Source organism: Protofrankia symbiont of Coriaria myrtifolia (assembly GCF_900634755.1).
GTDB classification, from domain to species: domain Bacteria; phylum Actinomycetota; class Actinomycetes; order Frankiales; family Frankiaceae; genus Protofrankia; species Protofrankia coriariae.
Map to the genome: position 1 here is coordinate 14,887 of NZ_CAAAFS010000064.1, position 13,630 is coordinate 28,516.

Below are 13,630 nucleotides of genomic sequence, written 5' to 3' on the forward strand. Positions count from 1 at the left end.
CAGCTGTGCTGGCTCATGGCAGGCACACGCGGATGGTGTCGATCGTTGGTTCGAGCCTATCCGGAGCCTGTGAACCGGGGCTGGCAGGCCGGGCCGGAAGGCCCGGAAGGTATGGCGCCCGACAGCGGGTACGAGAGCCGAAGGTACCGGACGCAGGCCAGGCCGATGCCGGCCGCGATCAGGTGGCCGGCGGCGGTGAAGTCGGGGGTGTGGACCGCGGCGAGGACGAGCGGCGCCAGCAGGCCGCCGACCAGCGGCCACCGCCGGTGCGCCCGCGCCGTGGCGGCGAGCACCGCGGCGCAGGCGATCAGGCCATAGCTGGCGCCGACGTCGACGGCGTCGGTGACATGCCCGCCGACAAGCCCGGCACGCTGGCCCAGCAGCAGCCCGCCGGCGACGAGCAGGCTCGCTCCGACATGCCCGGAGGCGAACACGCCGAGTGCCGGTCGGGGGCCGGCCACCCGTTCCAGCGGCGCGAGCAGCGCCGCCACCGCGGCGGCCGTCTGCGGGAACGTGCCTCTTTCGAGCCAGAACGCGCTGGCCACCAGCACGTACAGTGGGCGGCTGCGCAGCCCCGCGAGGTTGGTGGACCGGCTGCGCAGCAGGCGCTGGTAGGCGTCCTGGTCGAGCCGGTGGACGACCGCGAGCATGGCCGAGGTGACGCTCAGGACGCAGAGGTAGGCCATGGCCAGGGGCGCGGCCCGCCAGGCCCGGGCCAGCGGGTCGTCCCGGCTTGCGGACGCCGTCCGCCGTACCCGCGGCCAGGTCCGCGGCAGCGGGCCGGGGCCTGGGCCTGGACCGGGCCGTAACCGCGCCCGGGACAGTGCGATCTGTAAGTAGGACGCGGTTTGTGGGTGAGAAGACGCGGAATGTAAGTAGGGCGGCGCGGAGGTTGCCCTGCAGGTCACCATCCGGTCGACTGGCACCATAAAAGGTTCCAAGCGCCCACGGCCCGCTGAGCTTCCCGGCGGCGGGATGCTGGGTACATGCCGAACCGTCTAGCCGAGCAGACCTCGCCGTACCTCCTCCAGCACGCCGACAACCCGGTCGACTGGTGGCCCTGGGGGCCGTCGGCCTTCGCCGAGGCCACGGCCAGGGACGTACCTGTCCTGCTGTCCGTGGGCTACGCGTCCTGCCACTGGTGTCACGTGATGGCGCACGAGTCGTTCGAGGATCCGGACACCGCGGCGATCATGAACGAGTACTTCGTCAACGTCAAGGTCGACCGGGAGGAGCGGCCCGACGTCGACGCCGTCTACATGGACGTCACGGTCGCCCTCACCGGCCATGGCGGCTGGCCGATGACGGTGTTCCTCACCCCGGCCGGGGAGCCGTTCTTCGCCGGTACCTACTTCCCGCCGGCGCCGCGGCCGGGGATGAGCTCGTTCCGGCAGCTTCTTGCCGCGGTCACGCACGCGTGGCGGACGCGGCGTGACGAGGTGGCGGCCTCCGGCGCGGACATCACGCGCCGGATCGCCGCGGCGGCGCTGGGGTCGGCCGGCCCGCCAGCCGGGCTCACCGGCGACCTGCTCGACACCGCCGTGGCGAAGGTCGCACGGTCCTTCGACCCGGAGCACGGCGGTTTCGGGTCGGCGCCGAAGTTCCCGCCGTCCGCGCTGCTGGAGATGCTGCTGCGGCACCACGCCCGCACGGGGGACGCCGCCAGCCTGCGGATGGTCACCACCACCTGTGAGCGGATGGCCCGCGGCGGGATCTACGACCAGCTCGCGGGCGGGTTCGCCCGTTACAGCGTGGACGCCACCTGGACGGTTCCGCACTTCGAGAAGATGCTCTACGACAACGCCCAGCTACTACGGGTGTACCTGCACCTGTGGCGGGCGACCGGGTCACCGCTGGCCGAGCGGGTCGCCCGGGAGACGGCCGCCTTCCTGCTGCGCGACCTGGGGACCACGGAAGGCGGGTTCGCCTCGGCGCTGGACGCGGACACGGTCGTCCCCGCCGGGCCCGGATCCGGCGGGGACGAATCACCCGGGCACAACGCCGGCGGGCACAACGCCGGCGGGCACAACGCCGGCGGGCACGGTGCGGAGGGCGCCACCTACGTGTGGACGCCGGCCGAGCTCGTCGACGTCCTCGGTCCGGCGGATGGCGCCTGGGCCGCGGACGTCTTCGGCGTGACCGCCGCAGGCACGTTCGAGCACGGCAGCTCCGTCCTGCGGCTGCCGGCGGACCCGGACGACCCTGGCAGGTTCGCGTCGGTGCGCGAGCGGCTTGCGCGGGCCCGGGCGGCCCGCCCGCAGCCCGCCCGGGACGACAAGATCGTCGCTGCCTGGAACGGGCTCGCGATCGCGGCGCTCGCCGAGGCCGGCGCGCTGCTGGCCGAACCGGCCTGGGTGACCGCCGCCACCAGCGCCGCGACGCTGCTGCGCGACGTCCATCTGGTGGACGGCCGGCTGCGGCGCACCAGCCGGCACGGCCGTGTCGGGACGAACGCCGGGGTGCTGGAGGACTACGGCGACGTGGCCGAGGGCCTCCTCGCCCTGTACCAGGTCACCGGGGACGAACAGTGGCTGGCGCTGGCCGGTGACCTGCTGGCCGTCGTCCGGGCGCGCTTCGCCGCGGACGACGGTGGTTTCCACGACACCGCCGACGACGCCGAGCGGCTGCTGCGCCGGCCGCGGGACCCTTCGGACTCGCCGACGCCGTCCGGCCAGGCCGCGGTTGCCGGCGCCCTGCTGACCTACGCGGCGCTGACCGCCTCCGACGAGCATCGCCGGGCCGCCGAGCACGTGCTGGAGGTGCTCGCCCCACTGCTTGCCGCGAACGCGTCCTTTGCCGGATGGGCGGGGGCGGTCGGCACGGCGCTACTGGCCGGCCCCGCCGAGATCGCCGTCGTCGGCCGTCCGGATCTCGAGCGGACGGCCCGGCTGACCACCTCACCGGGCGCGGTCGTGGTCACTTCCGGGCCGCTGGCGCGGGGACGGGGCACGGCGGGGGTCTACGTGTGCCGGGGTTTCGTCTGCGAACGTCCGGTGAGCACGGTGGAGGCGGTGCGTGACCAGCTGGGAGTCCGGCTCGTCCTGCCAGCGACCAGCTGAGCGTCTCGCGGGTGAGCCGGGCTTCCTGCCGCCGGACGCGGCTCTCGAGATGTTCGTGAGCGATACCTATTGCCATGTATCTTTTGTAAGTATGTAATCAATCGAGGTGCGAGATGCCTGGAAGCCCGCACCAGATGCGGACCGCGAGGAGGCAGACATGGCGGGTGCGCGTGGACGTGGCTTCGGCCGCTGGGGTGAGCGTGAGCCGGTGCCGCCCGCGGACGACGCTCCGGCGTGGTTCGCGGGCAGGCTGCCCGACACCTGGTTCACCGGTGCCGCGACGGTGACCGTCGACCGGGACGAGATCGTGGTGGTGGGGACGATCCCCGCCGCGGAGCTGGAGACCGATGATCCCGCCGCGGTCGCCGCCGCCGAGTCGGGCCGTATCCGCCGGTTCCGTGAGCAGACCAGGGACGCCCGGATCGCGATTGCCCAGGAGGCCGAGCGGCGCTACGGGCGCAAGGTGGCGTGGGGCGCGACCGCGGGCGGAACGACCGAGTTGTTCACCACCCTGTCCGTTCCGGTGATGACCAGGCTCCGGCAGCCGGAACGCCAGGTACTCGACACGCTGGTCGACGCCGGGGTCGCGCGCAGCCGAAGCGACGCGCTGGCCTGGTGTGTCCGGCTTGTCGGTGACAACGCGCAGCCGTGGCTGGCCCGCCTGCGGGAGGCGCTGGAGAAAGTCGAACAGGTCCGGGCGGAGGGGCCGGAACTGTGAACCCGAATTCCGCCCCGGCCGGCGGGCCCGCGAGATAGCGAGTTTTCGGTCAGACCGTTCTGGTCCTATCTTGCGTAGATTGCCAGAATGACGGCGATATAGTGACATGTCGCCGCGACGATGGTAAACGCGTGAAAGACCTCGTGGTAGCCGAACGTCCGCGGAGCCGGGTTTGGGCGTCGAGACGCGTAGACAAATGCCCCGAGGCTGTACAGAACGCCACCGGCGAGGATCAGAACCAACGCCGCGACGCCGGCGGTGTGTAGCAGCTCGGGTATGACGAAGACCGCGACCCAGCCGAGGGCGATGTACAGCGGCACCATCAGGAAGCGCGGTGAGTGCAGCCAGAGCATCCGCAGTCCGATACCGACCGCGGCGCCTCCCCAGACCACCATGAGTATCGTCCGGGCGGTCCGCGGTGGAAGCGTGAGCAGGGCCAGCGGTGTGTAAGTTCCGGCGATGAAAACGAAGATCATGGAATGATCGAGTCGTTTCATCAGTGATCGCGCGCGTGATGTTGACCACATCCTCCGGTGATACAGCGCGCTCGTGCCGAACAGCATGGCGATGCTTAGCGCATAAACGCCCACCGCCATCCGTGCACGGAACGTCGTGGCCAGCGTAATGGCGATGACGCCGAGTGCCAGGCTGATCGGGAAGGCGCCCGCATGCAACCATCCGCGCATCCTTGGTCGCACCAAGTCGCTTGGGTGGTGACGGAAGTCGCGGCCGGGTGCGGTCGTGGTCACGCGGTCACCGTATCTTGCCCCTGTCATGGTTGCCAGTGGGCATCGTTGATCGGCTTCTCGTGGGCTTCGTGACGGAAGATTTGCCCGATTGCCGTGGCTCGACCGCGCGACTGTTGGAAGCTCCCAAGGTAGAGTCAAAAGATCCTGTACACGGCCTCGAATCGCCTATGGCTGTGGCTGATCCACTATGTGCTGGACGGTGATGGCGCGGGCGCGGTGTTGCGGGGTGACGGCGCGTGCGTTCTGTGGCCCCGGGCACGAGTGGACCTTCCACGGCGTGGGTATAGGTGCTATGGCGGGGCCGTGGTGGGCTCGACTCAAGCGGAGGTGGGAGCTGTGACGACCGCGGCGCAGATTTCGGGGCTTGACGCCGCCCCGACCAGGCATGCCGGGCTGATTGCCTGGGTGCGTGAGATCGCCGAACTCACCCGGCCGGACCGGATTTGGTGGTGTGACGGTTCTGACGCGGAGTATGCGGAACTATCCCGCCTGCTTGTCGACAAAGGAACGTTCATCCCGCTGGACCCCGAGAAGCGGCCCGGCAGTTTCTACGCCGCTTCCGATCCCACCGACGTCGCCCGGGTCGAGGACCGTACCTTCATCTGCTCGCGGAATCCCGAGGATGCCGGGCCGACCAACAACTGGACCGATCCGGATGAGATGAAGGTGAAACTGCGGGGCCTGTTCGAGGGCAGCATGCGGGGGCGGACGCTGTATGTCGTGCCGTTCTGCATGGGCCCGCTGGGCTCCCGTATTTCGGCGCTCGGAGTCCAGCTCACCGACTCGGCATATGTCGCCGTGTCAATGCGGACGATGACCCGCATGGGCGCGCCCGCCCTGGAGCAGCTGGGTGACGACGGTTTCTTCGTCCCGGCCGTGCATTCACTGGGCGCTCCGCTCGAGCCCGGCCAGGAGGACGTGCCGTGGCCGTGTAACTCGACCAAGTACATCACGCACTTCCCGGAGACCCGGGAGATCTGGTCCTACGGCTCGGGTTACGGCGGCAACGCCCTGCTCGGCAAGAAGTGCTATGCCCTGCGTATCGCCTCGGTGATGGCCCGGGACGAGGGCTGGCTGGCCGAGCACATGCTCATCCTCAAGCTCACCTCGCCCACCGGAAGGGTTCACTTCATCGCGGCGGCGTTTCCGTCGGCCTGCGGCAAGACCAACCTGGCGATGCTCATTCCCACCCTGCCGGGCTGGAAAGCCGAGACCATCGGTGACGACATCGCCTGGATGCGGTTCGGGGAGGACGGCCGGCTTTACGCGGTGAACCCGGAGGCCGGTTTCTTCGGGGTGGCGCCCGGCACGGGTGTGGAGACCAACCCCAACGCGATCGCGACCCTGTGGGGCAACACGGTCTTCACTAATGTCGCCCGCACCGACGACGGCGATGTGTGGTGGGAGGGGCTGACGAAGGAGAAGCCAGCCCACCTGCTGGACTGGAAGGGCCGGGACTGGACACCGGATTCCCCCGAGCCGGCCGCGCACCCCAACGCCCGTTTCACCGTGCCGGCGGGCCAGTGCCCGACGATCGCACCGGAGTGGGAGGATCCGAAGGGCGTCCCGATCTCGGCGATCCTCTTCGGCGGGCGCCGGGCGACCGCGGTCCCGCTGGTGACCGAGGCGCCGACCTGGCAGCGCGGGGTGTTCTACGGGTCGATCGTCGCCTCGGAGACGACCGCGGCGCAGGCCGGCGCGATCGGCAAGCTGCGGCGTGACCCGTTCGCGATGCTGCCCTTCTGCGGCTACAACATGGCCGACTACTTCGCGCACTGGCTGTCGATCGGCCGCAAGGTCGACTCGGCGAAGCTCCCGCGGATCTACTATGTCAACTGGTTCCGCAAGAGCGCGCAGGGCCGTTTCCTGTGGCCGGGCTTCGGGGAGAACAGCCGGGTGCTGGCCTGGATCGTCGGCCGCCTCGAGGGCGAGGCCGACGGGGTGGAGACCCCGTTGGGTGTCCTGCCCACCCCGGAGGCGCTGCCCACCGAGGGGCTCGACGTCCCGGCCGAGGATCTCGCTGAGCTGCTCACCCTCGACACCGAGCTGTGGAAGGAGGAGGCGGAGTTGATCCCCGAGCACTACCGGACCTTCGGCGACGCGCTTCCGGCCGAGCTGTGGGCCGAGCAGGAGGCCCTGGTCGACCGTCTGAAGGGCTGACGAGGGGGCTGATCACGGTCCGTCCCACGGTTGTGACCGCGGGGGTGTGACCGCGGAGATCGGGCCGGTGTCCGGCATGCGCCACGGACGCCGGCCCGATCGCTGCCGCCGCGGCCTGTCCGGCGTTCTGGCGTCCATCCCGGGTCGGTGCGCTGGCTGCCCGCGTCCGCCGCTGTTTGTCTGCGCCAGCCGTCTGTTTGTCGTCGTCTGTTTGCTGCCGTCTGTTTGTCGAGGGCGCGCTACCCGTAGCGGGCGCGCCCGTTGCCGCCGATCCGCTTCGCTGATCTGTCCGGCCGTTCTGCCCGGTTGATCTGTCCGGAGGTCCTGTCGGCGTTCTGCCCGGGTCCTCTGGAAATGTCGCCGGCCAGTGCCGCGGCCGTCGGTTCTCCGGCCGGGACGTGCCCCGTTCTCCGATCGGTATGTGCCAGCCAGGTAAACGCTGGGAAACGTCAGGATACGAACGCGAGGACACATAGTTGTCTTCTACGGCACGGTCCAGAAAAAATGATCATGTTTGTGGCTGGGGTACAAGCGATTTCCCGTTGACCATCACCATACGGTCGGTGACCGTTGCTGAGCGTGTTGTGCGAAGATGGTCGCGCTTTCGTGGCGGGGGAGCTAACGTGTGGCCCTGGGTACGCCGGGTGGGCGTCGCACGACGATGATCCACCAGGCGGGACCAAGATGGCTCAAGTCGTGGTCCGGCACTGGGCCGGGCCACTCGGGAGGCCCCTCGGTGCCGCATTCGCGACAACGCCAGGAGGCCGGTGCCCGGCCTCCTGCGAGGGGCCCGGTCCCGGACTTCCTCCGAATAAGCGGGTGGGCGTGTGCCACGAACGCATGTCGTCGACACAAGCGTGCTCCTGTCTGATCCTGGCGCGCTGCTGCGGTTCGCGGAGCACAATGTGGTGCTTCCTCTGGTAGTCGTAGGAGAACTGGAAGGAAAGCGGAACCACCCCGAACTGGGCTGGTTCGCCCGCGAGGCCCTTCGACTCCTTGACGACCTACGAATCCGCCACGGTCGGCTGGATCAGCCACTGCCGTTGGACGACGGTGGAACGCTACGGGTCGAACTCAATCACACCGACCCGTCGGTACTCCCACCGGGGTTCCGGGTGGATGACAATGACTCGCGCATTCTTGCCGTCGCGCTCAATCTTGCCGGGGAGGGCAACGACGTCGTCCTGGTCACCAAGGACCTGCCGCTGCGGGTGAAGGCATCCGCGGTCGGGCTCGCCGCCGAGGAGTACCGGGCGCAGACGCCGGTGGACTCCGGCTGGAGCGGCATGGCGGAGCTCGCCGTTGCCCAGGACGACCTGGACCGGCTCTACGCCCGCGAGACCGTCGAGATCCCGGACGCCGCCGGACTGCCGTGCCACACGGGGCTGGTGCTCACCGCGGCCGGCGGCAGCGCCTCCGCGCTGGGCCGGGTGACCGCGGACAAGAAGGTGCGGCTGGTCCGTGGCGACCGGGAGGCGTTCGGCCTGCACGGGCGGTCCGCGGAACAGCGGGTCGCGCTCGACCTGCTGCTCGACCCCGACGTCGGGATCATCTCCCTGGGCGGGCGAGCCGGTACCGGCAAGTCGGCGCTGGCGTTGTGTGCCGGCCTCGAAGCGGTGATGGAACGCCGGCTGCACCGGCGGGTCGTGGTGTTCCGGCCGCTGTACGCCGTCGGCGGCCAGGATCTCGGCTACCTCCCCGGCAGCGAGAACGAGAAGATGGCGCCCTGGGCACAGGCCGTCTTCGACACCCTCGGTGCCCTGGTCTCCCAGGAGGTCATCGAGGAGATCGCCGACCGCGGCATGCTCGAGGTACTGCCGCTGACACACATCCGCGGCCGGTCGCTGCACGACGCGTTCGTCATCGTGGACGAGGCACAGTCGCTGGAACGCGGCGTGCTGCTGACCGTGCTGTCGCGCCTGGGGCAGGGGTCACGGGTCGTGTTGACGCATGACGTCGCGCAGCGTGACAACCTGCGGGTGGGCCGGCACGACGGGGTCGCGTCCGTGATCGAAACCCTGAAGGGCCATCCGCTGTTCGCGCACGTCACGCTCACCCGCTCCGAGCGGTCGCCGATCGCCGCGCTGGTCACCACCATGCTGGAGGATCTCGTTCTGTAGGACCCGTGGTCCCCGCGGGAGGTGCTCTACCGGTCCCGCGGAACGTCCACCGGCTCGGCCCGGGCCAGGTTCGCCCGGCCGGGCCGGGTTCGGGATGGACGAGTACGCGACCAGGGAACGTACCGGGCACGGACGGGGTTGACGTTTCAGGCCCTGTCGCCGAGGGGCCGCGGTGGTGCATCATGCTTCTTCCGTGTCACCGCGGACCGGACAAGTCCCGGAGGTTCCAGCAGATGTTCTTCACTCGCCACAAGTCCACCCTGCCCACGGCCGAGCAGGCGCTGCCCGGTCGCCTGGTGCCCGCCTTCGCCGTGCCCGAGCGGCACGCCGTCCTCGGTACGCCGTTGCGGGGGCCCTTCCCGGCGGGGCTGGAGAGTGCCGTGTTCGGGCTCGGCTGCTTCTGGGGCGCGGAGCGGAAGTTCTGGCAGACCCCCGGGGTGTACTCGACCGCGGTCGGGTATGCGGGCGGCATCACGCCGAACCCGACGTACGAGGAGACCTGCTCGGGCCTGACCGGGCACACCGAGGTCGTCCAGGTGGTGTTCGACCCGGCAGTGGTGAGCTACGAGAACCTGCTGAAGGTCTTCTGGGAGGCGCACGACCCGACCCAGGGCATGCGTCAGGGCAACGATGCCGGCACCCAGTACCGCTCGGCGATCTACACCTTCTCGGATGAGCAGCTTGCCGCGGCACACCGCAGCCGGGACGCCTTCCAGGCCGTCCTCGACACCGCCGGCTTCGGTCCGATCACCACGGAGATCGCCCCCGCCGGGCCGTTCTACTTCGCGGAGGACTACCACCAGCAGTACCTGCACAAGGTCCCCAACGGCTACTGCGGCCTCGGCGGCACCGGCCTGTCCTGCCCGGTCGGCGTAGCCCGGACCGACGCCGGCTGACCGGCCGCAAATCTGACTCGGTCGGTCGGGCTACCCACCAGCGGCCGACGAGACGCCCCGCGGCACCCGGCGGATGTCCGCCCTGCTCGCTGACGTGGGCATGTGGGTGACGCCGACGCCCTCTCCGGCGAAAGTCCGTGCCGCTGGGAGCGGTAGGCAACGATCTGGAGTCGGATTCAGCGGCTGATCTGCGCCGCGGCGGCGCTCATCCGCTTCAGGAGACGGCTGGTGGCGGGCACCTGGGTGAACCCGTACTTGATGTAGAAGGAGACTGCCTGTTCGTCGATCGCGTCGACCACGATGAACCGCGCGGCGACTGTCCTGGTTGCCTCGACGATCCGGTCGACGGCGTCGGCAAGCAGGAGGCCACCGAGCCCTTGACCCTGAAGCGTCTTGTCCAGCGCCAGCTTCGCCAACAGGACTGCCGGGATCTGCACGGGGTTTCCACGGCGTGACGACCTCGGCAGGTCGTCACGCGTCAGGAGATGGGCCGCGATCGTGTAGTAGGCGACCGCCCGCCCATCGGCGGACGAGGCAAAGGTCCGCCCAGTTCTGCGCGACTCGGTGGTGAGAGCATGACGACGAAGCCACTCGTCGAGCTCGGACCGGCCGCTGTCGAAGCGATCCGCTCCGTGGCCTACATCCAGTGCCTCGCTGACGAACCTGCTCGCGGTCGCCGTCGCTCGATGACGGAGCCAAGCCGTGCGGCGGCGCGGGTCAGGGCGTCGTTGGGCTCCGCGGGGGCGTCCAGGGAAGCAAGTAGTTCGTCGAAGGAGCCCGCCGGGACCCTCGTGATGAGTTCGTACTCCCGGAGCACCTCCGCGGCGCGCTCCTCTGCGGCGGCGGCACCGCCCGGCGAGTTGGGGGAACGGGTCCGGGGGCGGTCGGTTCGTGGGATGATCGTGGTGGCATTGTTCGCGAGGTGCCCCAGGTTGCCTGGGCTCTCGGGCGTATGACCGTGTCACCGAGGTACATGGACGGGACGGCTTCGTCATCTCGCCCATTCCTTCACTTACGGTGATGGCCGCGTGCTCCGGCCGTCGGAAAACCGGGGGCGGTGACCGGTCGGGTGTGCTCGGGGTGGCCAGGCGGCCGGGGAGAATCGGGAAGCCGGTGTGAGTCCGGCACGGGCCCGCCGCGGTGATCGGGGAGCCGCCGCCCACGCGCACGGGCCACGTCCGACGGATCGGGTGCTGACGGACTGGATGGTGGTCGTCCAGGTGCCGTCCGCGCGATCGAGGTCCGCTGGACGCGGCCCGGGAGCAGCCACTGGACCACGCGGTCCGGGAAGGCGGGCGGTCAGGTGTTGATCCGAGAGTCCGAAGACCGGCCTCGCATCCGTGCCATCCGTCGACGGGCGGGTGGCGGACAGCGGGAGCCTGCCATGCCAGTGGACCTGTACGGCGTGATCCATCAGCGGCGTGACGTCCGCGCCCAGTTCACCGGGGCACCGATCCCGGACGGCGTCCTCGAGCGGGTGCTTGCCGCGGCACATGCCGCTCCCAGCGTCGGGCTGAGTCAGCCGTGGGACTTCATCGTGATCGAAAACCAGCGCACCCGGCGCGCTTTCTACGAGCATGTCAGACGGGAACGCGCGGTCTTTGCCGCGACTCTGACGGGTGAGCGGGCCGCCCGGTTCGCCCAGATCAAGATCGATGGTGTCCTGGAGTCCACGCTTTCCCTCGTGGTGACCTATGACGAGAAGCGCGGCGGGCATGCCGTCCTGGGCCGGCATGCCATTGCGGACGCGGGGGTGTACTCGGTATGTTTGGCGATCCAGAATCTGTGGCTGGCGGCCACCGCTGAGGGCCTCGGGTGCGGCTGGGTGTCATTCTTCCGTGAACAGGCCGTCCAGGACATGCTGGGTATTCCCGACGGTATCCGGCCGGTCGCGTGGCTGTGCCTCGGCCCGGTCACGCATCACGAGCAGGCCCCCGACCTGGAAAGACATGGCTGGGCCCGCCGCCGGCCGCTGGAGCGCGCACTCCATCGTGAGACGTGGCAGTCCGCTATTGATCATCTGTAGTGGGCGGGAAAAAGCCGTCCGTGTACACATGGGGGATACACATGGGGCGGGATGCGTCTGGTTGGAGGCAGGGCGCGGCCGACCGCGAACGAGGCCACGGTTCGGCCCCGCGTCGCCGTGTCGACAGCCACATCCGCGCCCACCCTCATGTTCTTGATGAGTCCGCGTTCTTGGTGAAAGGTAAGAGGCTGTGGTGGACGTCCGTCGGATATGGGAGCAGCAGGCCATCGTTTCCGGGGCCGCTACGGTGGTACGAACCAGGTGGCCTGGCCAGGTCGACCGGTCTGACCGGCGCGAACGGACCGGGCGGCGGGCGTTGTGAGCGGCCGGCGTCGGGTGTACGTGGTGACCCAGCTCTCCCCGGCCGCGCCGTCAGCGGTGTTCGAGCTCCTGGCGGACGGCGCGGGCTGGTCGCGGTGGGCGGCTCCGCTCATATCGCGATCGTGGTGGGAACGGGAGGGCACGCCCCCGCCGGGCGGTGTGGGAGCGGTGCGTCGGGTTGGCCGGCCACCCCTGATCTCCCGTGAAGAGATCGTTGAGTATCTTCCGGCCCGTCGGCACGCCTACCGGATTCGCTCGGCTCTGCTGCCGATACGCGACTATCTGGCGACGGTGGATCTGGCGCCGGTGGACGGCGGTACCGAGATCGTCTGGCAGGGCAGCTTCGTCCCGCTCGTGCCGGGGACGGGAGCGCTTCTCGCCGGTGTCCTGAAGTTCTTCATCGCCAGGCTGGCTCGCCGCCTCGCCAGGGCCGCGGCCGCGGGCCCGCAACCGGGTCCGGCAGCCACGCCGCCGGCCACGGCCTGAGCCGTCCAGCGGCCTGGCGGAAGCCTGGCGGAAGCCTGGCGGAAGGAAGGCCTCCGCGGGCCCGCGGTCTGTCCGGGCCCGGCGCCGGCAGGCATGTCCGGCGCCGGGCGGCCAGCCGGCGTCCAGCCGATGGGCGTCAGTGGGTGCTCGTCGGTGACGGCAAGAATGATCATTTGTGGGGGTGGCGTGCTCCCGGCGTGCCGGCCGGGGTGGTTCAGCCGGCCGGGATGCCCCCCGGGGGTGCCGGGTGGCGTGCCGGTGTCGATGCTGCCAGACCGGGTACGGCCGTCTGAACGGGCCGTTGACGCGGCCAGCCCCGTGCACCGGTTCGTCCTCGAGAATGATCTGGAGGAGATCATGTCCGTGAGACTGAGCCGCCGTTCCTACGAACATGCCAGAAAACTGATCGAAAACGGTGCCGTGGTACTCGACGAACGAGATGACTGGAGCGCGCACCAGCCCTCGACGCGGCAGGAGAACGAGTTCATTTCCGAACATGGCTTCAACGAGTATCAGAAATGGTATCTGGGAATCTCCGAGGACGACGACGAGGACGACAGGAAGCGGTACAGGTTCCCGTACGGTGACTTCAAAAGAGTGCACCTTTGTGGCGTTCTCGCGGCCGAGTCACGGGCCGGCCAGTACAAGTACTTCGACATTGAATGGGCGGTGGCCCATCTGCACGGGATGCTGGACGCACTGATAAGCACGAAATAGCATCCGGGTACGGAACACGGTTCGGGTGCGAAGTGAGGTCCGGGCCGCCCGGGGTAATGCTTGCGGGTGCCCGATGGCCGTCCGGCGATCGCGACGGTACGGGCGGTGGCGGGTCACCGGCCGTACCGGGAGTCGGCGTTGCACAACCATCGGGCTGGCCGGAATCGGACTGGTGGGCCGGTGAGCCTGAAAAGCCGGATCTGGTCCGTTTCCGCTGGCCTGTTCACTGCTGCCGGCAGGGGTCCGCCGCTTTTTCCGCTGCTTCTTTGCCTACTGCTTCCGGAAGGTCAGTATCGTGCCGTTGGCTGTTCCGATCCCGGCCGTTCCGATGGTCCCGCTCAGACCGTGGCCCTCGAAGGCGATCGGTAACTAGTAAAC

At 69.5% G+C, this 13,630-nt stretch carries 12 protein-coding genes and 1 riboswitch; of the genes, 8 read left to right on the forward strand and 4 right to left on the reverse strand.

The genetic code is table 11. The features are described 5' to 3' along the window. Positions 1–56: 56 nt before the first annotated feature. Positions 57–929: a rhomboid-like protein gene (locus CM1CMNOD_RS03440; RefSeq protein WP_013872276.1), complete on the reverse strand. Its 873-nt coding sequence runs from the start codon at positions 927–929 to the stop codon at positions 57–59. Between the two features lie 57 nt (positions 930–986). On the opposite strand from CM1CMNOD_RS03440, the gene CM1CMNOD_RS03445 reads away from it, so the two are divergent. Both CM1CMNOD_RS03445 and CM1CMNOD_RS03450 read left to right on the forward strand, forming a co-directional pair. Beyond that, on the forward strand, positions 987–3,059 hold the full coding sequence (locus CM1CMNOD_RS03445) for a thioredoxin domain-containing protein (protein ID WP_013872277.1): 2,073 nt from the start codon (positions 987–989) through the stop codon (positions 3,057–3,059). Positions 3,060–3,216: 157 nt separating this feature from the next. After that, on the forward strand, positions 3,217–3,777 hold the full coding sequence (locus CM1CMNOD_RS03450) for a hypothetical protein (protein ID WP_013872278.1): 561 nt from the start codon (positions 3,217–3,219) through the stop codon (positions 3,775–3,777). 65 nt (positions 3,778–3,842) lie between these two features. Here CM1CMNOD_RS03450 and trhA read toward each other — a convergent pair whose 3' ends face one another. Further along, complete coding sequence (trhA, locus tag CM1CMNOD_RS03455) at positions 3,843–4,526, reverse strand: PAQR family membrane homeostasis protein TrhA (protein WP_083828133.1); 684 nt, start codon at positions 4,524–4,526, stop codon at positions 3,843–3,845. Between the two features lie 336 nt (positions 4,527–4,862). Between trhA and CM1CMNOD_RS03460 the strand changes: the two genes are divergently transcribed. From CM1CMNOD_RS03460 to msrA, 3 genes are all read left to right on the forward strand, one after another. Beyond that, a complete protein-coding gene (locus tag CM1CMNOD_RS03460; RefSeq protein WP_013872280.1) occupies positions 4,863–6,686 on the forward strand; it encodes a phosphoenolpyruvate carboxykinase (GTP) in 1,824 nt (607 codons plus the stop codon). Between the two features lie 827 nt (positions 6,687–7,513). Further along, a complete protein-coding gene (locus tag CM1CMNOD_RS03465) occupies positions 7,514–8,806 on the forward strand; it encodes a PhoH family protein (protein ID WP_013872281.1) in 1,293 nt (430 codons plus the stop codon). Positions 8,807–9,039: 233 nt separating this feature from the next. Then, on the forward strand, positions 9,040–9,702 hold the full coding sequence (gene msrA / locus CM1CMNOD_RS03470; RefSeq protein ID WP_013872282.1) for a peptide-methionine (S)-S-oxide reductase MsrA: 663 nt from the start codon (positions 9,040–9,042) through the stop codon (positions 9,700–9,702). Positions 9,703–9,878: 176 nt separating this feature from the next. Here msrA and CM1CMNOD_RS03475 read toward each other — a convergent pair whose 3' ends face one another. Together CM1CMNOD_RS03475 and CM1CMNOD_RS24295 are read right to left on the reverse strand one after the other, a co-directional pair. Beyond that, positions 9,879–10,139 (reverse strand): GNAT family N-acetyltransferase, encoded by a 261-nt coding sequence (locus CM1CMNOD_RS03475; protein WP_050803325.1) that lies wholly within the window; start codon positions 10,137–10,139, stop codon positions 9,879–9,881. 200 nt (positions 10,140–10,339) lie between these two features. Next, the gene (locus CM1CMNOD_RS24295) at positions 10,340–10,633 is read right to left on the reverse strand and encodes a DUF1778 domain-containing protein (RefSeq protein ID WP_083828134.1); all 294 of its coding nucleotides are present in this window, start codon (positions 10,631–10,633) and stop codon (positions 10,340–10,342) included. A 130-nt stretch (positions 10,634–10,763) separates the two neighbouring features. Then, positions 10,764–11,051: riboswitch (cobalamin riboswitch) on the forward strand. Between the two features lie 35 nt (positions 11,052–11,086). On the opposite strand from CM1CMNOD_RS24295, the gene bluB reads away from it, so the two are divergent. The 3 genes from bluB to CM1CMNOD_RS03495 all read left to right on the forward strand — a co-directional run bounded on the left by bluB (position 11,087) and on the right by CM1CMNOD_RS03495 (position 13,252). Next, positions 11,087–11,728, forward strand: coding sequence for a 5,6-dimethylbenzimidazole synthase (bluB, locus tag CM1CMNOD_RS03485; protein WP_013872284.1), 642 nt, complete (start codon positions 11,087–11,089; stop codon positions 11,726–11,728). Positions 11,729–12,046: 318 nt separating this feature from the next. Next, positions 12,047–12,535 (forward strand): SRPBCC family protein, encoded by a 489-nt coding sequence (locus tag CM1CMNOD_RS03490; RefSeq protein ID WP_013872285.1) that lies wholly within the window; start codon positions 12,047–12,049, stop codon positions 12,533–12,535. Between the two features lie 357 nt (positions 12,536–12,892). Further along, complete coding sequence (locus CM1CMNOD_RS03495) at positions 12,893–13,252, forward strand: hypothetical protein (protein WP_013872286.1); 360 nt, start codon at positions 12,893–12,895, stop codon at positions 13,250–13,252. Positions 13,253–13,630: the final 378 nt, after the last annotated feature.

Bases quoted from the DNA above. Each gene is read 5' to 3' on its own strand.
- CM1CMNOD_RS03440 (WP_013872276.1), bottom strand. From the start codon at position 929: ATGGTGCCAGTCGACCGGATGGTGACCTGCAGGGCAACCTCCGCGCCG.
- bluB (WP_013872284.1), top strand. From the start codon at position 11,087: ATGCCAGTGGACCTGTACGGCGTGATCCATCAGCGGCGTGACGTCCGC.
- CM1CMNOD_RS03445 (WP_013872277.1), top strand. From the start codon at position 987: ATGCCGAACCGTCTAGCCGAGCAGACCTCGCCGTACCTCCTCCAGCAC.
- CM1CMNOD_RS03495 (WP_013872286.1), top strand. From the start codon at position 12,893: ATGTCCGTGAGACTGAGCCGCCGTTCCTACGAACATGCCAGAAAACTG.
- CM1CMNOD_RS03450 (WP_013872278.1), top strand. From the start codon at position 3,217: ATGGCGGGTGCGCGTGGACGTGGCTTCGGCCGCTGGGGTGAGCGTGAG.
- msrA (WP_013872282.1), top strand. From the start codon at position 9,040: ATGTTCTTCACTCGCCACAAGTCCACCCTGCCCACGGCCGAGCAGGCG.